This is a genomic window from Spirosoma harenae (assembly GCF_054776975.1).
The window spans coordinates 482,171-501,190 of record NZ_BAAHBD010000008.1; the positions used below are offsets into that span (position 1 = coordinate 482,171).

General features: G+C 45.3%; 15 protein-coding genes. 9 read left to right on the plus strand and 6 right to left on the minus strand.

The annotated features are described in order from the left end of the window. Nucleotides 1–35: 35 nt before the first annotated feature. The 3 genes from ACYVE4_RS10360 (at nucleotide 36) to dprA (ending at nucleotide 3,621) form a co-directional block, all read left to right on the plus strand. Entirely contained in the window at nucleotides 36–386 is a 351-nt protein-coding gene (locus tag ACYVE4_RS10360; RefSeq protein ID WP_461039625.1) for a MerR family transcriptional regulator, read from the plus strand. 264 nt (nucleotides 387–650) lie between these two features. Continuing rightward, on the plus strand, nucleotides 651–2,363 hold the full coding sequence (locus tag ACYVE4_RS10365; RefSeq protein WP_461039627.1) for a GMC oxidoreductase: 1,713 nt from the start codon (nucleotides 651–653) through the stop codon (nucleotides 2,361–2,363). A gap of 133 nt (nucleotides 2,364–2,496) precedes the next feature. Then, nucleotides 2,497–3,621, plus strand: coding sequence for a DNA-processing protein DprA (gene dprA / locus ACYVE4_RS10370; RefSeq protein WP_461039629.1), 1,125 nt, complete (start codon nucleotides 2,497–2,499; stop codon nucleotides 3,619–3,621). 89 nt (nucleotides 3,622–3,710) lie between these two features. Here dprA and ACYVE4_RS10375 read toward each other — a convergent pair whose 3' ends face one another. After that, nucleotides 3,711–6,296, minus strand: coding sequence for a hypothetical protein (locus tag ACYVE4_RS10375; RefSeq protein ID WP_461039631.1), 2,586 nt, complete (start codon nucleotides 6,294–6,296; stop codon nucleotides 3,711–3,713). 408 nt (nucleotides 6,297–6,704) lie between these two features. Here ACYVE4_RS10375 and ACYVE4_RS10380 point away from each other — a divergent pair, with 408 nt between their 5' ends. The 6 genes from ACYVE4_RS10380 (at nucleotide 6,705) to ACYVE4_RS10405 (ending at nucleotide 13,695) form a co-directional block, all read left to right on the plus strand. After that, a complete protein-coding gene (locus ACYVE4_RS10380) occupies nucleotides 6,705–7,214 on the plus strand; it encodes a response regulator transcription factor (protein ID WP_461039633.1) in 510 nt (169 codons plus the stop codon). Between the two features lie 227 nt (nucleotides 7,215–7,441). Then, complete coding sequence (locus ACYVE4_RS10385; RefSeq protein WP_461039634.1) at nucleotides 7,442–8,671, plus strand: sugar transferase; 1,230 nt, start codon at nucleotides 7,442–7,444, stop codon at nucleotides 8,669–8,671. After that, nucleotides 8,650–9,606, plus strand: a complete 957-nt coding sequence (locus tag ACYVE4_RS10390) for a glycosyltransferase family 2 protein (RefSeq protein WP_461039636.1) — start codon at nucleotides 8,650–8,652, stop codon at nucleotides 9,604–9,606. The genes ACYVE4_RS10385 and ACYVE4_RS10390 overlap by 22 nt, the downstream gene beginning before the upstream one ends. A 13-nt stretch (nucleotides 9,607–9,619) precedes the next feature. Further along, a complete protein-coding gene (locus ACYVE4_RS10395) occupies nucleotides 9,620–11,077 on the plus strand; it encodes an O-antigen ligase family protein (protein ID WP_461039637.1) in 1,458 nt (485 codons plus the stop codon). Further along, complete coding sequence (locus ACYVE4_RS10400; protein ID WP_461039639.1) at nucleotides 11,074–12,234, plus strand: glycosyltransferase family 4 protein; 1,161 nt, start codon at nucleotides 11,074–11,076, stop codon at nucleotides 12,232–12,234. Before ACYVE4_RS10395 ends, ACYVE4_RS10400 begins: the two co-directional genes overlap by 4 nt. A 255-nt stretch (nucleotides 12,235–12,489) precedes the next feature. Continuing rightward, entirely contained in the window at nucleotides 12,490–13,695 is a 1,206-nt protein-coding gene (locus ACYVE4_RS10405; protein ID WP_461039640.1) for a glycosyltransferase, read from the plus strand. A 120-nt stretch (nucleotides 13,696–13,815) separates the two neighbouring features. Here the strand turns inward: ACYVE4_RS10405 and ACYVE4_RS10410 are convergent, their stop codons facing one another. The 5 genes from ACYVE4_RS10410 to ACYVE4_RS10430 form a co-directional block, all read right to left on the minus strand. Next, nucleotides 13,816–15,534: a GMC oxidoreductase gene (locus tag ACYVE4_RS10410; RefSeq protein WP_461039642.1), complete on the minus strand. Its 1,719-nt coding sequence runs from the start codon at nucleotides 15,532–15,534 to the stop codon at nucleotides 13,816–13,818. A gap of 41 nt (nucleotides 15,535–15,575) precedes the next feature. Beyond that, the gene (locus ACYVE4_RS10415; RefSeq protein WP_461039644.1) at nucleotides 15,576–16,115 is read right to left on the minus strand and encodes a gluconate 2-dehydrogenase subunit 3 family protein; all 540 of its coding nucleotides are present in this window, start codon (nucleotides 16,113–16,115) and stop codon (nucleotides 15,576–15,578) included. Nucleotides 16,116–16,151: 36 nt separating this feature from the next. Further along, the gene (locus ACYVE4_RS10420) at nucleotides 16,152–17,078 is read right to left on the minus strand and encodes a sugar phosphate isomerase/epimerase family protein (protein ID WP_461039646.1); all 927 of its coding nucleotides are present in this window, start codon (nucleotides 17,076–17,078) and stop codon (nucleotides 16,152–16,154) included. A 157-nt stretch (nucleotides 17,079–17,235) separates the two neighbouring features. Then, nucleotides 17,236–18,189, minus strand: a complete 954-nt coding sequence (locus tag ACYVE4_RS10425) for a hypothetical protein (protein ID WP_461039647.1) — start codon at nucleotides 18,187–18,189, stop codon at nucleotides 17,236–17,238. 56 nt (nucleotides 18,190–18,245) lie between these two features. After that, nucleotides 18,246–18,866 carry a 4'-phosphopantetheinyl transferase family protein gene (locus ACYVE4_RS10430; RefSeq protein WP_461039649.1) on the minus strand — a complete coding sequence of 207 codons (621 nt, stop codon included), beginning with the start codon at nucleotides 18,864–18,866 and terminating at the stop codon, nucleotides 18,246–18,248. Between the last annotated feature and the right edge of the window lie 154 nt (nucleotides 18,867–19,020).

Genomic DNA, 19,020 nt, shown 5'->3' on the forward strand with positions numbered 1-19,020 from the left:
TTGCAGGTTTAACGGAACGTCAGCAAGTTTGTAAAATGGAAGGTTTCGGGAAAATGTATTATGGTATTAAGGAGGTTGCGGAGAAATTCGGCATTAATGCGTCCAAACTTCGCTACTACGAGAAAGAATTCCCGACCCTTCAACCCAAAAAGAACCGTTCCGGCGACCGAGTTTACACACAGGCCGACATCGATCATCTGGCCGAAATTCTGGATTTGATCAATAACCAGAAATATACCCTTCCGGGTGCCCGCGAATTCCTCAAAGAACGCGAACGACGGCAGCAGGAAAATGCCCGCTACATTGCTAAATTGAAGAAACTCAAATCGTTTCTCGAAAAGATACGGGATGGGCTGGATGATGACAATGACGCTGAAGCGGAGTAATGCGTCTTCTCTACAAAAGTTAAGGGTGTAATCTCCATTTTTTCTTCTGAACTGATTCCCATGCCTGTGTGGACATAGGCATCTGTGAGACAGCAATATTCACCATTCGTAAGGGTGTCTGTGAGGACACCGACACGGGAGGTTGATTTAACTGTTTATTTGGAAGAGTAGTAGGTAAATTCGTACGGCAAGGTCTCTTTAGAACGCAAAACGTTTCCGAAAAGACATGCTTTAGCTGCACCAGCAAGCGCTTCCTGAACCTATATGAATCTTAATCTTAAAGCACAACTCAACAACACGTTCGATGCCATTGTAGTGGGTTCGGGCGTTAGTGGCGGCTGGGCCGCTAAAGAACTCACTCAGAAAGGCTTACGGGTTCTTATGCTCGAAAGGGGCCGCAACCTTGAGCACGTTACTGGCTATACTACCGCTCAGAAAGCTCCCTGGGAATTTGCTCATCGAGGGCGCAGCGTTCTGCCGACAGAAAAAGAACAACCTGATTTTCGCGTTCGCCCGTATAACGAACAATACGGCGATTTTGTCTTCGATGATCGGAATGCGCCTTATAAAGAAATCCACCCGTTTACCTGGTTTCGCCCTAATAATCTGGGTGGTAAATCGATTACCTGGGGTCGGCAGAGTTATCGATTCAGTGATCTGGATTTTGAAGCAAATGCCCGCGATGGTTTCGGAACAGATTGGCCAATACGGTACAAGGATCTAGCACCCTGGTATAGTTACGTTGAGAGGTTTGCTGGTATTTCAGGTCAAAAAGAAGGCTTGGCACAATTACCTGATGGGGAATTTCTTCCGCCAATGGATTTGAATTGCGTAGAGCAACACGTCCGCGATCGCCTGAAAACCAAGATGAATCGCGTACTTACAATTGGCCGAACCGCTAATCTATCGAGAGCCAATCCAGTACACACTTCTGTGGGTAGAGCTCCATGCCAGTACCGAAACAAATGCGTACAAGGTTGCCCGTACGGTGGTTATTTCAGTACGTTATCAGCTACGTTGCCAGCCGCCCGACAAACCAATCGGCTCACAGTCCGGACGGATAGTATCGTATCGGAAGTATTATATGATGGAAAAACTGGCCGCGCAACCGGCGTACGGGTCATCGACGCGAACACACATCAGTCCGTCGAGTATTTCGCCCGAATTATCTTCCTGAATGCCTCAGCGATGGCTACGAATTTCATTCTGATGAATTCGGTCTCGAACCGCTTTCCGAATGGATTTGGCAATGATAGCGGCACATTGGGCAAATACATCATGGATCACCATTTTCAGGCGGGTGCCAACGCACAGGCTGATGGAATGGGTTTTGACGATACCTATTATTACGGTCGCCGAGCCAACGGAATCTACATTCCCCGGTATCGAAATATCGGCAACGACAAGCGGGAGTATCTTCGAGGTTTTGGGTATCAGGGGGGCGCATCGCGGTCGGGCTGGCAACGGCTGATTGCCGAAGCTGGCTTCGGGGCCGATTTGAAGGAAAAAGCCAGTCAACCCGGCCCCTGGAATATGGGTATTATGGGTTTTGCAGAATGTTTGCCTTATGAAGATAACCGAGTTACCCTCAACCGGGAACGTCTCGATAAGTGGGGATTACCGACTTTGATCTTTGATGTAAAATTCCGCGAAAACGAGCATTTGATGCATAAGGATATGATGAACGATGCCGCCGAAATGCTGGAAGCCGCCGGACTGAAAAACATCAGCACCTACAATAATCACTCGACACCCGGCCTGGCTGTGCATGAAACGGGCGGTGTTCGGATGGGCCGCGATACTAAAACGTCGATGCTTAATGCGAACAATCAACTCTGGGCAGCTAAAAACGTTTTTGTTACTGACGGCGCTTCGTTTGCATCCGTAGCCTGTCAGAATCCATCACTAACCTTTATGGCGCTCACCGCACGAGCCGCCAATTATGCGGTTAGTGAGTTGAAAAGGCAGAATTTGTAATTCTTGGAAGCACCATTATTTCTATAAAAAACACAAATAAGTATACTTCAATTGGTTTTTCAGCGAAGAAATCTGTAAGCTTGCGAGATCAACAAAATCGATCAACTCGTTTACAAATTTTCGCTTGCTTTTTGTGTCCACCGATACGCATCATCAAATAGCCCTTACACTTGTTCCAGGTGTAGGCAGTATTCTGGTCCGTCAGCTAATTAGTTATTGCGGTTCAGCTCCTGAAGTATTTCGATCACCATTGGCACGACTGCTTAAAATTCCTGGCATAGGTGAAGTAACTGCCCGGTCTATTCTAAAAGCCAGTGTACTTTCTGAGGCTGAAAAAGTCATAAAAGGGCTAGAACAGGTGAATGCTCAAGCCCTTTTTTATACTGATAAAGGCTACCCAAATCGACTGAAGACTCTTTATGATGCTCCTGCCCTGCTTTATTTTCAAGGCTTGGGCGATTTAACAACTCCCCGGACAATTGGTATAGTTGGTACCCGACAGGCGACCAATTATGGTCGGCGAGTTACCAGTGAAATTATTGAAGCGTTGGTCCCACTGAATGTCAGCGTTATTAGTGGGCTGGCATATGGTATTGATATTGCCGCCCATCGAGCCAGTTTAACCTGTGGATTACCAACGATTGGGGTCATGGCCAGTGGCTTAGACATAATCTATCCCAATGTTCATCAGAAAACCGCTCAGGAGATGCTGATGAGCGGTGGTTTGTTGACCGAAAGTATACCAGGCACCAAACCTGATGCGCATCTATTCCCGGCCCGAAATCGAATCATTGCCGGATTGAGCGATGTAATCGTGGTTGTTGAAGCAGCAGCTAAAGGCGGTGCACTCATCACGGCCGAATACGCCAACAATTACCATCGAGACGTGTTTGCTGTTCCTGGTCAGTTAAACCAGACTTTTTCAGCGGGATGTAATAAACTGATTCGGGAAAACAAAGCACAGATCTACACTAGCCCGAAGGATATTATTGAGGCTCTTAATTGGGATCAAACGATTAATGCAGGCAACACAAAAAGAGAATTAAAACAACCCTCCATTTCCCTTCCTATCGATATTACAGAAGAAGAAAGCCAGGTGTTAGCGTTGCTACGCCAATCGGAAACCATACATATTGATGAGTTAAGCTGGAAAAGCCAAATACAGATGGGAAAACTGGCTTCCCTCCTGCTCAATCTGGAATTTCGCGGATTTGTGCGCTCACTTCCTGGAAAAAAATATGCATTGGTATATGTCTAGATGTTTACAGTAATTGAACTATAAAACAAAAGGAGGGCAGTTAAACCGCCCTCCTTTTTGCATGTCCTGTTTATTCTATCATTGACAAATCAGCGCGTTTTTGATTTGCCCGGTTTTGGCGTTTCCGGCGTCGGGGAAAGAGCGGGTTCTAATTCTGGCGATGGCTGTGCAGGCTGATTACGCACTTCCCGAAAAATTACAAATCCGATTAAAGCAATCAATAACACGTTGCAGATTAGGTCAATCATATCGCCCGTTTTAGCCAGAGGGGGCTCAAACCGAAATTCAATGCTATGCTTACCCGCTGGAACACGCATAGCACGGAGGGTATAATTAGCGCGCAGATGCGGAGCGGGTTTTCCGTCGATAAAAGCCTGCCAATCTTCCTCTCCTCGATAATAGACCTCCGAGAAAACCACTAAACCATCTCGTACTGCATTCGCTTCATAAATTAGTTTATCAGGCCGATAACTCGTGAGTTGAATTGTGCTGCCTGTATGGTCCAGCTTGGCAGACAGATTACCCAATTGTGTGGCAAACCGCTTATCGACCACTGCAGAGTCGCGCGGATTTAATGTTTTCATCACCGCCATTTCCTCATCCGCATTCGCTACCTGCTGCACATTTCCAACGAACCAGGCTGCACCCAGCACTTCAGGGTTTGGAATAACCATAGGCCCTGCCTGCTGTTGTGGATTTGCCGGATCAGGTTGTCCTGCCTGAAGTACGTATTTCACGTTCAGCATATTGAGTATATGCAACGTATTTCCCTGAAAAGCGAAGTTAATTAGCTCATTATATCGTCGTAATCGAGTAGTGTTATAGCCGCCAATAGACCGATGGAAATAGGAAGTCCGGTTTGTTTCCATGAACGAACCTACCGTCTGATCGAAAACGCGATAGCCCAGTGATTTATCCTGAAGAATCTGCTCATCAGCAGGAGTCGGCTCAAAAATGTTGATGGTCTGCGATTTCGGAACGAAATCGTCATTGTTCAGAAAACGTTTGTCGACCGCGAACAAATCGAAGATCACAATAGCCAGCAGTAGTGGATAGAATACAGCGGATTTGATTTTAGCTGTAATGAACAGCCAGATCGTTCCGGCAGCCAGCAGAATCAGAATAACGGATCGAAACGCATCCGCCCGCATTATACTTTGTCGATCACTGATAAGTGGCGCTAGAAAATCCTTCGCAGCGTCGCCTAGTCCGGAACGGGCTAAGATATCTACGTCATTCGGACGCTGGAACGCAAGGAAAGCGCCACCTGCAATGGCGATCACCAGAGCGACCCCTGCTGTAGCAGCCAGACTAATAATCAGCGGTTGGCGTAGTTGTGCAAATGTTAGTTTCTGATCCACAATTGCCTGAACGCCCATAGCAGCGCCAGCAGCCAGAAATAATTGCGCCAGACAAAGCGCCATCGTCATCGCTCTGAATTTGTTCAGGTAGGGCAAGTAGTCGAACAGAAGTTCATTGAAGAACATCAGATTTTTACCCCAGGCCAGCATAATCATTAGCGCGGCTGAACCTAATAACCACCATCGAATCGGCCCTTTAATAACAAACAGACCTAATACGAACAGAAAGAGTAAGGCAGCTCCCGCATAAGCTGGCCCGCCCAAAATGGGCTGATCCCCCCAGTAGGTCGGAGCGCCTAATTCAGCAAACTGTTTGGCTCCTGCAGGATCAATCCCTCGATTTACTAAAGCTTTGTAAAATTCTGAATCAGTGCCTAAACCACCATTCGATCCACCACCATATATATTAGGAATGAGTAATGTAAAGGTTTCGGCTTTGCCGTAGCTATATAGGAATGCATAATCTTTATCCAGGCCACCTTTCGATTCGCTACTTGGTGTTTTACCATCTGGATTGGTCGTTTTCGCCGTTAGTTCGGATTTACCCCGGATGGTTTCTTTTGTATATTGATTGAGAACCAGCAGTCGCTTGCCGAAACTACCAGCTGCCACCGCACCAACCACCGCCAATGTTGCTAATCCAAATGCCAACTGACGTGCTTTACCAGCCCTGAAAAGTGCAATACCTTCAATCAGTATATACAGCCCAACAGTCATGAAAAGGTAGTAGGTAATCTGGATGTGGTTGGCTCCCAATTCCATCGACAGAAACAGTCCTGTCAAAGCAGCCCCCGTCCAATAACGTCCACGTAGAGCCAGAATAACCCCGGCCAGCATACCCGCCCCGTAGCCCAATGCAAAAATCTTCGATACGTGCCCCGCTTCGAGACTAACAATACTAAAGGTTCCCAAAGCATAGGCAGCCGCGCCCAGCACCGATAACCAGGGGTTACAGCCCAGCACAACCAGTAGAATATACATGCCAAGCATAACGACGAAAACGATGCTGGCTGTATTAGGCAATATATTGACAACACCCATTACGGCTTTATAAACCAGAATATACGGGTAGTTGAAATCGATCATGTAACCGGGCATTCCACTGAAAACGGCATCTGTCCATAGTGGTTTTTCGCCAGTTTGCTTCGTAATATCCCGGATTTCGCGGGCGGCAGCAGACGCTTCCTGTACATCGTGCATGGAAAGTGTTTTGCCCGATAATACTGGAGAGAAGTAAATGATAGAAAGTACAAAAAGTCCCAACACAGCAAACAGGTGCGGGCGAAAGCGTTGGAAAAGGGTTGGTTGGTTCATAAAATCAACGATACGTAGCTCAAAGATACGGCTTTGTGCTAAAACGGATGAGATACCCGGTATTTGTTGTTGAATTGGCGGTTAATTCTATAGAGTAAACTATTAAAAATTGATTAAGGCCTACCTACCGCTTAATCAATTTTGGATTTTCCTCAGATCACCCAATTTCCCAAAAGAATCCTATTTCAGGGAATTCTTAAGCAGAAGTTTCATATATCTTAATTCACTCACTACCAAACGCTTACAATTCAACATGATTTAATAAACATTTATCAATAAGATTGAACTGAATTGTGATTTCCAGCACCCACCCCATAGAAGGACTTAGATTTTTTTTTAGTCAAAAAGTAACCTAAGTTTTTCCCCCAAGTCTAAAAATTTGTAATCTAACCCATAAGTAATTTAATAATGAATACGAAGTACCACTTATTACTAGTGGATGAGAATCCATATGTAATTGATATTCTTGTACAGACGCTAAGTAACGATTTCAAGATTACAGTTGCTAATACAGGGCAGGAAGCAGCCCGATTACTGATTCAGGGAAATCGATTCGATTGTGTACTTACGGAATTAGAGTTGGCCTTTTTCAACGGTCTAGAGTTAACAAAACTCATTCGGATGAGCCGGTTAGCGTCGCACACTCCAGTAGTGATTCTATCAAATGCGACGGATAGTGCAACCCGGATTCAATGTTTAGAGCAAGGTGTGGATTCTTTTCTTTCCAAGCCCTTCAATCCGCTGGAAGTAAAAGCTAAATTAAATGCACTACTTCGACGCGTTGATTCACCGGTGGAAGAAATTCAACGACAATTGATTCCCAAAACGGCCCAATCGGAAGATAAACCGTTCTGGCAAACAAAATCGCGAATTCTTTCAATGCTGTTTGGCAATTACTATCTGGCCCAGAGCATCTGATTTTGCCGAGGCCGCGATAGATTAATACAGCGGTCTCTATTAGAAATTACCTAACGGAATAGTTCAATTTAGAGGGCTTTCTAACGCTTGTTTTGATTCGTGTACCGTCATTGATGTTGTATTTTTTCAACAAAAAATAAAAACATAACCACACAGAAAGTTGAATTATGGTTTCATAGCGATAGCCATCATTTTATACTCGGAGCTACTGGCCACCGAAAAAGCTAATGTCAACATATCAGCAACTATATAAACCTTCTCCTAACCCTGTTTTAGACAATAAAATGTCGACGTTCTGTGTCTTATTAGTATTAGAAGACGATTTAACTGCCAATCGTATTGCTGCGATAGCCGGTACAGCTTGCTCGACAATCCGATTCAGAGAAGGAAAAGACGCCGAACAATGGCTCACCGATAGCCAAAAGGTTGATTTAATTATTGCTGATAATGCGAGTAGTCATTCGCTAATTAAAGTTGTCCGTAGTCAAGAGGATTATCGCCTGATTCCTTTTCTGATTTCCTGTCGTTTTGGCGAAGCACGTTTGCTCCAACCTGCACTGGCCATGGGCGTAACTGACGTTCTGGTTACTAATGAGGAAAATAGTAAACTTCAATCCATAATAAGCTACTACCTGACCTTAAACAATCAGGTAAAGAAATTCCAACCTCAGGATATCGATCCAACCGTCCGCCATTACCAATTACCCTGGTGGAAACGTACGATCGATATTTTTGTCGCACTGACCATACTCTTGCTTTTGTCTCCGGTGATGCTGCTGGTTTCGCTCATCATTTTTCTGGATTCTAAAGGCCCAATCATCTATAAGTCGAAGCGCGCGGGCGCCAATTTTCATGTGTTCGATATGTATAAATTTCGAACAATGAGCGCCGAAGCCGATCAACTTCTCAAAAACCTTGCCGACCATAATATTTATGCTGCCTCAACAAGCAAAAATGGTTCAACGAACAATGTGGAACACCTTTGCAGTGTGTGCCGAGAGCAAGGCTTGTCCTGCCAGCGTGTACTTTTTGATCAAGATCGGGCCATCTGTGAAAAAGCCTATCTTCAGGAAACGGGGACCTCTGCTAAATTTATGAAATTCAGGAATGATCCCCGAATCACTCGATTTGGAACATTCCTTCGAAATAGCAGTATCGACGAACTTCCACAACTAGTCAACATTCTCATTGGTGATATGTCGCTGGTCGGCAATCGGCCACTTCCTCTCTATGAAGCTGAGAAATTAACCTCCGATGAATATGCCAAACGCTTCGCAGGCCCAGCTGGCTTAACCGGTTTATGGCAGGTTCAGAAGCGCGCCAAAGGCCAGGAGCGGATGTCAGATCATGAACGAACCATGCTCGACATCGAATACTCCAGTACTTTCTCATTCAAGACAGATGTTCTGATTATCTGGAAAACGTTCTTCAGTTTATGGCAAAAAGAGAACGTTTAGACGAGATGGGCTCCATTCAGATAGCGGAATCAGTTAATCGATTACCGCTCGTATCCATCATTACGATCAACTACAATCAGGCTGAGGTAACACGTCAGTTTCTGGATTCAACCCGTTTCCTGACGTATCCAAACTACGAAATCATTGTTGTCGACAATGCGTCTGTAGAGCCATTCCATTCCCACATCGATCCGGCAAATTATCCCCACTTACGTATCGTTCGTAGCGAAGTAAATACGGGCTTTACCGGCGGAAATAATTTAGGCATTCAGGAAGCGAAAGGCGACTTTTTGTTTATCGTAAATAACGATACAGAATTATCGCCCAACATATTGGAAGAACTTCTGAAACCCTTTTCAGAAAATGATCAGGTTGGTGTCACCTGCCCCAAAATCAGATTCTTCGATGCGCCACAGCTAGTTCAATATGCGGGCTATAATCCGGCCAATATGTACACGGGCACAGCAACGGCGATTGGTTTTAATCAGGAAGACGACGGTCGGTTCGACAAACCTACTTCCACAAATTTTGCTCATGGCTGTGCCATGATGGTCAGTCGGCAGGTCATCAACCGGGTTGGGCGATTTGCCGAGCGTTTTTTCCTCTATTATGAAGAACTCGATTGGTCGCAACGGATTCGCAATGCGGGTTATCTGATTTATTATCAGCCATCGGCGACCATTTTACATAAAGAGTCGGCATCTGTCGGCCAAAACAGCCCGCTGCGAACGTACTATATGACACGTAATCGAATTCTTTTTGTGCGTCGTCATAGTTCATTCCGTCAACGGGTTATTTTTTATTTATTTTTCACCGGGTGTGTTTTACCGAAGCACCTGGTTTCTTATCTGGCTACAGGAAAGCTTACGCACGCGAAAGCATTCATTGAGGGAGCCTTCTGGAATTTAACCTCAACCAGCGTATCGCCAGTATAGACAGACTATTGTTATGGAACTGAATGCCTCATCTACTTACTCAATACTAGTCGACGAATATCGGCATAAGCCCTGGTTTATGACGATAGTAGGGATTCTGGTTGCTTTATTAGCTGGCTGGCTGATTGGTTCCTGGGGCACAATGGGTATTGTAACCGTAGTTGGTCTTCCTGTTGTGCTGGTTGCAGGTATAGCTGTATTACTCGAGCCACGGATTGGGTTATTTTTATACGTTCAGCTAAGTTTCCTGGTCGGTGCTAACCGCTTCCTGGAGAGTGATTTAGCGGTGGGGACTGGTCTTGATGCCATCCTTATCTTAACGCTGTTAAGCACGTTTCTGAACGGTAAGCGTATGGCGTGGAGACGTATCCGCGAACGACCGATCTTCTATATACTGATCGTATGGCTCACGTTTACCGTTCTTGAATACTACAACCTTGACCATCCGTATCCAGGTGCCTGGTTTTATGGAGCCCGTTCTTTATCGCTCAATTGGTTTTTAGTCTGCATCATTGTATTAGTAGTTCCTGTTACCAAAAAAGATATCAAGATTTTAGTTGGGTCCTGGCTTTTTTGGTCGTTTCTAGCCGCTTTGTGGGGCTTCAAACAACAGTACATTGGCCTTGAACCAGCCGAACAACGCTGGCTGGCTGCAGGTGCTGAAAAACAACATATCCTTTGGGGTCAGCTACGTAGTTTCTCGTTCTATTCAGATGCCGGTCAGTTCGGGTCTGAAATGGCGGGTGTAACCCTCGTTTGCTTAGTCTTCCTCTTTGAAACCAAATCGTGGGGCGTTCGGATTGGATCGCTATTGCTGGCAGGTATTCTTTTCTGGGGATTTGCGGTGTCGGGTACTCGGGGCGCTTTGTTTGTGATCATTGGAGGTTTTCCGACCTATTTCGTTCTGAAACGGAGTCCGGTTCACATCATCCGGGGATTAGCCGTTGCCATTCCGGTTATGGGTTTCCTCATGTTCACCCACATTGGTGATGGAGTCTATCAGATCTGGCGTATTCGATCGGCGCTTAACCCTACAAAAGATGCCTCTTTCCAGGTTCGACTGGAGAATCAGGAAAAACTCAGACACTATTTAAAAGATAAACCGTTTGGAGCAGGTATCGGAACTACATCCGGTAATGGTCAGCGTTTTACACCCAACTATTTTGCGGCTCAGATTCCTACTGATAGTTGGTACGTTCAGGTCTGGATCGAAACGGGCCGTGTGGGGCTTACCCTTTATTTGCTTATGCTGGCCAGTATAATTATAGTCGGTACGTTAAAAGTCTGGCAAATAAAAGACCCAGAGTTAAGTACACTTATGATTGCTCTGCTGGCCGAATTTGTTGGTATTTGCGTCGTTAGCTACACAAATCCAATATTAGGGCAATTTCCCACCAGTACAATTGTCTTCATCAGCTCAATATTATTCACTACCTGCGATCGCTGGGATATTAAAAAAGAAATAGCATGAGAATTGGCATAGAAGCACAACGGCTCCTTCGTCCACACAAACACGGAATGGACATTGTTGCCCTGGAAACCATCCGGGCATTTGCCAACCACCCTGAGCACGAGTTTCTGATCTTTGTCAAACCTGATACGGATTACACAGGTCTGCCCAGCGCACCCAACATAAAACTTATTGAATTGGCAGGTGGCCCTTATCCCGTTTGGGAACAATATGCGTTGCCGAAAGCGATTGAGCAACACGGCATTGACTTGTTGCATTGCACAGCCAATACAGCTCCTTTGCGTTGTTCGGTCCCGTTGGTAGTAACCCTCCACGACATCATTTTTCTGGAAAATCAACCCCTACTTCGTGGGAGCTGGTACCAGCGATTCGGAAATCAGTATCGTCGCTGGAATGTACCGCGTATGGTGCACAACTGTGAACGGATTATCACCGTATCGAATTTTGAGCGGCAACGGATCATTGACCATATGCACCTTGATCCGGCCCAGGTTGTGTCGATCTGGAATGCAGTAAGCGACCAATTCAAAGTCATTCGAGATCTTGATCGGCTGGAAGATGTTCGTCAGAAGTATAAACTGCCGAAGGAATTTATTTTCTTTCTTGGCAATACAGATCCTAAAAAGAATGTTCGGGGTGTCTTAAAATCGCTGTTGTTACTCAAGCAGCAGGGACAGCTTTCGCTTCCTGTCGTTATTTCAAATTTGCCAGAGGCATCGCTTAATGAGCAACTGGCCGAAATTGATGGTCAAGCACTAGCTGATGATATTATTTTGTGTGGATACATTCCCAATTATATTCTCCCGCTCGTTTATAATGCAGCTACCATTTTCCTCTGTCCATCCCTCCGAGAAAGTTTTGGACTGCCGATTTTAGAAGCAATGGCCTGTGGCACACCCGTAATCACCTCAACCACCTCGTCTATGCCAGAAGTTGCTGGCGATGCTGCTTTGTTGGTCGATCCAAATTCGGCTGAAGATATGGCCGCTGGTATTCACCGGCTTATGATAGATCAGGCACTGCAAGCTGATTTACGCAAAAAAGGCTTACAGCGAGCTACACTCTTTTCATGGGAAACAACCGCTAAAAAATTGGTTTCTGTATACGAAAATGCAGTAAACAAAACGAAGAAAGCGCCTATCTACGAGCAAGTTTAAAAAATGCTATACCAGAACTAATTAGGCGAATAAAGAGTACTAGCATTAGCTTTCCACATCTTTCTCTTTAGACACAAAGGCAACAAAACCACTTAAAATATAAGGAAAATTGCCTACGTCTATCCGATATAAAATATGTATGTTTACGAAAGAGACTTTTTGTAAATAACGTATTAATAAAGCTTACTCTATAAACCATCGTAATTGTGATTCTTGACAGCCCGGATTTATTCGAAAGGCGTTTTTTCTGCATTCATGCAACAATTTGATAGTATAATTTGTCTCGGTCAAACAACCTGGGAAGGTGATTTTCAGAAAGCAGTTGTACAGTTAATGACCGAACTATCGGTTCGGCACCGGGTTTTGTATGTCGATTATCAATATACGCTGAAGGACTGGGCCAAGGGGGTAACAGGCCAGCAACCTATGCCCATTCAGGAAATGGTCCGGCTTAAAAATCCACTGGCGAAAAAGACATTTGCCAACGGTAGCGAACTATACGTCTGGACGCCCCCACTTATGTTGCCGGTGAACTGGATGTCTCCCAGGTTACACGATGTGATTGTTCGACAGAATGTCCGGCGTTTGACGAAAGGTCTCCTCGGTGTAATGAGCCAGTTGAATATGACCCGTCCGCTGGTTGTCAACGGATTAAATCCAGTTTTTGGGCTTCCAATGCTCCACCAACTGAATGAGTGTGCTACCATTTATTATTGCTTCGATGAAATAACGATTATCAACTGGATGAGCCGCCACGGTAGTCGCTACGAGCCCAATTACCTCCGGGGTGTCGATGCTGTGATAACCACATCGGAAACGTTGCGACAATCTAAGTCAAAGCTTCAACCGAATGCCTATTGTGTAAAAAACGGCGTCAATTTTGACCTATTCAATCAAGCCTATCAGCTAGCCCAGCAACAGCCCCCTGCCAAACCGGTCGTGGGGTATCTGGGCACCGCCGACAATCGGGTAAATATTGATATTGTTGAATACTGTGTTCGGCAGATGCCCGATGTTACGTTTCAGTTTGTTGGCGAAGTCCACGAACCAAAATTAACCCAGCGATTATCGGGTTACACGAACGTCGTTTTTACGCCCCCTCATCAACCAGCTGAGCTTCCGCCGTTGCTGGCTAAGATGACAGCGGCTATGATTCCGTTTGTCTGTAACGAGCACACGTATACCATTTATCCACTGAAAATCAATGAGTATTTGGCGGCTGGTCTACCTGTTGTTTCAACTCCTTTTTCTATTCTGGATGATTTCGACGGGGTTGTTGAACTTGCCAAAAGTCCGGAAGAATTTGCCCAGGCACTTCGCCGGGCATTAGTAGACACAACTACCGAACGGGTAACCGAGCGTATCAACATGGCCCGAAATAACTCCTGGTCAAAACGGGCCGAAGAGTTTGAAGCCGTCATTCGTCAGGTCCCAGCCGCCTGGGCGCTGGAACCGGCTTGATTTGAAACCTCTCTAATTGAATGACCATTTTTTGTCTTTCTGACCGCAGGGAAGAATCTTAAAGTCTCTCATCAGGACAGTTTGAGATTCTTCCCTGCGGTCAGAAGGACAAAAAATAGGCTACAAAAGCCCTTTCCGCATTTCTTTCACGGCATGGTCGGCAGCGCGAGCGGTGATTGCCATAAAGGTTAACGACGGATTTTGCGTGGACGTTGAGGTCATACAGGCTCCATCCGTTACGAAGACATTTTTGCAGGTATGCAATTGATTCCACTTATTCAGCAAGGATGTTTTCGGATCTTTTCCCATTCGGATACCTCCCATTTCATGAATATCAATGCCTGGCGCCCGATCAGGAATATCGTGTGTCTGGATATTCGTGAAACCAGATACGGTTAGCATTTCCGTCATTTGCTGGTGAAAATCCTGGACCATTTTTTCGTCGTTATCGTCGTAAGCCACCGAAATTTTGAGCAGTGGAATTCCCCATTGATCGGTCTGTGTTGAGTCCAGCGTTACATAGTTACTTTCCTTTGGAATGGTTTCGCCCATCATGTGCGATCCAACACGCCAATTCCCATATTTAGGCTGCATCAGACTCGATTTCAAATCCTCACCCATTCCCGACGTATCGGCCTTAGTCATACGACTGGAGTTAAACCCCGCTGCGTACCCGCGTAGAAAATCGGTTTCCTGCTTGAATACGTTTCGAAACCGGGGGATGTAACTACCATTGGGCCGAATTCCCTCTGTCGTCGTATCCTGGAACCCCTCATATTCTGCCGATATCGTCGTACGGAAATTATGAAAGGCTACATATTTCCCCAGTAGACCGTTATCATTACCCAGACCAGTTGGAAAACGAGTCGATTTGGAATTCAGCAGGATCAGATTTGAGTTCAGACAAGCGGCATTAACAAAAATAATACGCGCATAATAGTCTGTCGTCTGCTTGGTATGCGCATCAACGACGCGAACGCCTGTTGCTTTATTCTTTTTTTCATCAAAAATAATCGAATGAACTACCGAGTCAGGGCGCAAGGTCATTTTACCCGATTTAGCAGCCCAGGGTAACGTAGATGAATTGCTGCTAAAATACCCACCGTATGGACACCCCCGCTGGCACAACGAACGATTTTGGCATTGCCCTCTCCCCTGCTGGTAATGAATCGGTTGCGGTTTGGTTAAGTGAGCGCAACGACCAATAATGATCGGGCGAGTTCCGTTGTAATGCTTCGCCATCTGGGCGGTGAAATGCTTTTCGACGCAAGACTGCTCATGTGGCGGTAAAAACTCACCATCGGGCAATTGTGCTAGTCCATCTTTATTACCGGAAATACCAGCGAATTTCTCTACATGACTGTACCATGGGGCAATATCGGCGTAGCGAATCGGCCAGTCGATAGCGAATCCATCACGGGCAGGACCGTCAAAGTCATAGTCTGACCAACGTTGGGTTCCCCTCGCCCACATGAGCGATTTTCCACCCACCTGATAACCGCGAATCCAGTCGAAAGGCTTTTCCTGCACATACGGATGCTCGGCATCTTTCACAAAGAAATGCTGTGCATCCTCCCGGTTCGCATAACACCGGCTGGCAATTGGATTGGCATCTACATATTCTTTAGAAAGTTGGCCCAGGTGCTGAAATTCCCAGGGTTGCATCATAGTAGTAGGATAATCTTTGACGTGTTTGACGTCGCGACCCCGTTCCAGCACAAGTGTACGTAAACCTTTGTCAGTCAGTTCTTTTGCGGCCCATCCACCGCTGATCCCCGAACCAATAACAATGGCATCGAAAGTGCGCTCTTTGACCGAATCTATATTAAAATAAGCCATGAGAATCAATAAAATTAAGGATTGAAGAAAGAAAGGCAATCTTATCGACCACCGTTTTCAGCCAATTTCTGCACTGGTACACAGCCGTGATAAAAACCGGGTGCCATAGTATACTTTGCCACATTGACCAGATAATGCTCCGAATTCGTGTAGCCCCAAATTGTCAGTTTTTTGGTCATGTCGACAAACGGTTTGCCGATCGAATCAGTTGAAGCAGCCAGTTGAGATAAAACTGTCAATCGTTGTTGTTTATCACAATCCGTAAACGCTTTGTTAAACGCCTGTTGCGCGCTCGAATCCACCAGAACGAGCCCTTGTTGGAGCGTCGTCTGAGCTGTAGCGTCGTAACAATCCCGAATCATTCGGAGAGCAAACTGATGGATTTTCAGCGATTTAGCCCCGGGCGTCGTTGTTTCGGGAATGTATGTTTCCACAATTTCGCCCAATAGTGTTTCTTCATCAACTGATACGATGGCTACAGAGCCGATCGATTCAGGAGTCCAGCTGGAAGCCCAGGCTGGCAGACTGGCCATACCGCCAAACGTCACGGCCAGATTTTTCAATAAAGTACGTCGTTGCATAGGTAAAAAACTGGTCTGGTTTTAGGCCAGTCTGGTTTAGGAAAGCGTTTGTCCGACTCGATCTAATAATTGCTTCGTAGCTCGAATACCATCGTCTTCGCTGAGTCGATTTCCGGAATATTCGATACCGATATAACCTTTGAAAGCGGCCGTTTTGTCTTTTTTAACGATTTGTAGCAACCGTTTATAATCGATGGTTACTTCGTTGCCTTGCTCATCGAAATCGCGTGATTTGGCGCTGACGCCTTTGGCATAGGGCATCATTTCTTCAACGCCCATGTAGCGATCATATACGTCGGCCTCATTCAACTTGAAATTATCGAAATCAGGTAATGTACCAACATAAGGGTTATTGACCTGCTTCATCACCTTAGCCAGCCACTTTCCATCCGATGAATAGCCACCATGATTTTCAACAATTACCCCAATCTTAGCCTTAGCGCCGTATTCGCCTAATCGGCCCAGTCCATCAGCACTGGTTTTAGCAATCTCCTCAGCCGTACCTTTCCCGCGAAGATTGACCCGAATGGAATGGCATCCCAGAAATTTAGCCGCATCGATCCACTGGTAATGACTTTCAACGGCCTGCGTGCGTTTCGCATCGTCCAAATCCGCCAATGGCCCCGCCGTGTCGACCATAATCAACACATTCCGAACGCCCACATCATCGGCTCGTTTCTTTAGCTCAGTCAGGTAATTCTGGTCTTTAGCTTTGTCTTTAAAAAACTGGTCGACGTATTCCACGGCGCTGATGCCAAAGTCATTTTTCGCCTTCGCTGGAAAATCCATATTCGTCAATTTCCCCGCTTGCAATGTCCGGTGAAGCGACCATTCGGCTAGGGAAATTTCGAAAAATAGTTTTTTTGCTGGCGCAGCCGTTAGGGGCGGAAGGTAAGGCAGAAAACTAAGGCCAGCTGTAGCCAGACCCAGGTTTTTCAGGAAATCGCGTCGCATTGAAGTCATAGCTTGAGCAGTTAGACAATCCCATTTCACTTGAAGTTTTCCAGTTGACGGTCGTTGCTACACTAATTCTGTAACCTATTCAAATTGAACAACTTCAGTGGGAATCTAAAAACCAAAGCAGGGATGACGAATGGTCTACTTCACCGACAGACTGATTTTAATAATGTTCACTCAGGTAGCGAAAGACGTCGTCGGTGCTTTTAGCGTGCAGAATTGTAGCACCCGACAGTGCCGGAAAAATGGTAGCGTATTCATTAAAATGGTGCTCCATGCCGCCACCCGGATGCGACAAAATAATGTTCATTCCTCCGAAATAACTAGCTAATGCCGCCGTTCCGCCATGCATCGAAATAAACCGATTGGCATTGGCGTACACCATTAATTGAAGGTGATTGAAATTATTGAGTACAGCTCGGTGCTTTTCATATAAATCATGCATGAGAATCACCTCTGGGTGATGTTCCCGAAGCCAGGCATGCTCATTCAAATCCATGATCTCGCTGTTATCCAGCACAATCTGTGTCGATAAGGGACGATTATAAATGATCTGATATTTATCCTTGTAGGTTGAAACGATTCGATCCAGCGCGTCTACGCTTAAAAAATTGATAGGTGGTTTATCCCACTCGATATTGTATTTGTTGGCAATAATCAGAATCGGTTTATCAAATTTAAATAAGTCATTTTTATAGTGACTTTTGAATGGCACCTGTACCCATTTTTTATAACTAAATGTTGGGCTATGAGTCATATTCGGAACATCGTAGTAACCATAACCAGCCTGCCAAACCCGTTTTTCATACTGCTCGACGTGGTCTTTACTGAAGAAATAAAATTCCTTCGTGTTTGTGCAGGATATGGTTTTTTTGAGCGTACCGTTCAGATAATGCCAGTAGGCAAACGGCAATACATAGCGTAGCTCCTGGTCGAATTCGCCATGATAATCAACCACTTTGTACGGTTTTTTCGAAACATAATCGTCCGTTACGAACCGAATCTGATTAAATCGGGCATAGTAATTATCCCGGACAAAATATCGGAGATCGCGTCTGATACGAGGATATTTCATCGCGGCAACGACGTATAGGAATTTCAGCATGAGTTGCTGCATACGACTGACTATTTGTTTACAGAAATAGACTTTTACTGTAAAAAGAATTTACCCTCTTATGACTCAGAATAGGGTGATAAGCCACTTTCGAGCGTATAAAATTTAGGTTTCTGATGCAAGGCTGAATACGCTACCGCAGCCGAATAGCATTCCGATACCCCAAAACTACCAACGGTCCAATCATCGGTTGCACCAATCAATTTACTCTCCTTAGTGTGTGAGCCATCCAAGGATGGAATCTGAGCAAAATCATCATCCATACCTTTAGCCGTCGCTTTAAGGAGGGCTTCTTTACGAGTCCATATCTTATAAAAAGCCAAACGGGGCATTGAACTGACGGCAATATAGCGTTGCTCCTCCAGACTGAATTGCAGAGAAACAATATCCTGAAATGAAAAATCAGGATCTATTTTTTCGATATCAATTCCTACATTACCCGTTCCAACAGCGATTAAAATCCAATTTCCAGAATGAGATACATTGAAGCACCAGCTTGGATTGTTTTTCATTTCAGGTTTACCGTTTATCCCTGTAGTAAACAAAATCTGATCGGGGCATTGCTTCAGATAGTTACTCAGCAGAGTTCTTAGGATATACCGAGTATACAGAAATCGATTCCGGTCTTCCTGTCTGCGAAACCGTTGCGCCCGAACCATCTCATCTGCAGAAAGGATCATTACAAAAGTTTCTGACAGAGGTTTATTGGGTACTGGAAATTGAAACACAGCCAATTGATCCCTAAACGAACATAGTGACCAGGAAAGCCACGAAATTTCCTGAAAGTTCGTAACAGAAATAATTGATTCTGGTAGTATTGTTTTAGCCATATGC

Excerpts from the sequence above, each read along its gene's own strand:
- ACYVE4_RS10360 (WP_461039625.1), top strand. The coding sequence starts at position 36 with ATGGAAGGTTTCGGGAAAATGTATTATGGTATTAAGGAGGTTGCGGAG.
- ACYVE4_RS10420 (WP_461039646.1), bottom strand. The coding sequence starts at position 17,078 with ATGACTTCAATGCGACGCGATTTCCTGAAAAACCTGGGTCTGGCTACA.
- ACYVE4_RS10425 (WP_461039647.1), bottom strand. The coding sequence starts at position 18,189 with ATGCAGCAACTCATGCTGAAATTCCTATACGTCGTTGCCGCGATGAAA.
- ACYVE4_RS10430 (WP_461039649.1), bottom strand. The coding sequence starts at position 18,866 with ATGATCCTTTCTGCAGATGAGATGGTTCGGGCGCAACGGTTTCGCAGA.
- ACYVE4_RS10395 (WP_461039637.1), top strand. The coding sequence starts at position 9,620 with ATGGAACTGAATGCCTCATCTACTTACTCAATACTAGTCGACGAATAT.
- ACYVE4_RS10385 (WP_461039634.1), top strand. The coding sequence starts at position 7,442 with ATGTCAACATATCAGCAACTATATAAACCTTCTCCTAACCCTGTTTTA.
- ACYVE4_RS10405 (WP_461039640.1), top strand. The coding sequence starts at position 12,490 with ATGCAACAATTTGATAGTATAATTTGTCTCGGTCAAACAACCTGGGAA.
- ACYVE4_RS10365 (WP_461039627.1), top strand. The coding sequence starts at position 651 with ATGAATCTTAATCTTAAAGCACAACTCAACAACACGTTCGATGCCATT.
- ACYVE4_RS10380 (WP_461039633.1), top strand. The coding sequence starts at position 6,705 with ATGAATACGAAGTACCACTTATTACTAGTGGATGAGAATCCATATGTA.
- ACYVE4_RS10415 (WP_461039644.1), bottom strand. The coding sequence starts at position 16,115 with ATGCAACGACGTACTTTATTGAAAAATCTGGCCGTGACGTTTGGCGGT.
- ACYVE4_RS10390 (WP_461039636.1), top strand. The coding sequence starts at position 8,650 with ATGGCAAAAAGAGAACGTTTAGACGAGATGGGCTCCATTCAGATAGCG.
- ACYVE4_RS10400 (WP_461039639.1), top strand. The coding sequence starts at position 11,074 with ATGAGAATTGGCATAGAAGCACAACGGCTCCTTCGTCCACACAAACAC.
- ACYVE4_RS10410 (WP_461039642.1), bottom strand. The coding sequence starts at position 15,534 with ATGGCTTATTTTAATATAGATTCGGTCAAAGAGCGCACTTTCGATGCC.
- ACYVE4_RS10375 (WP_461039631.1), bottom strand. The coding sequence starts at position 6,296 with ATGAACCAACCAACCCTTTTCCAACGCTTTCGCCCGCACCTGTTTGCT.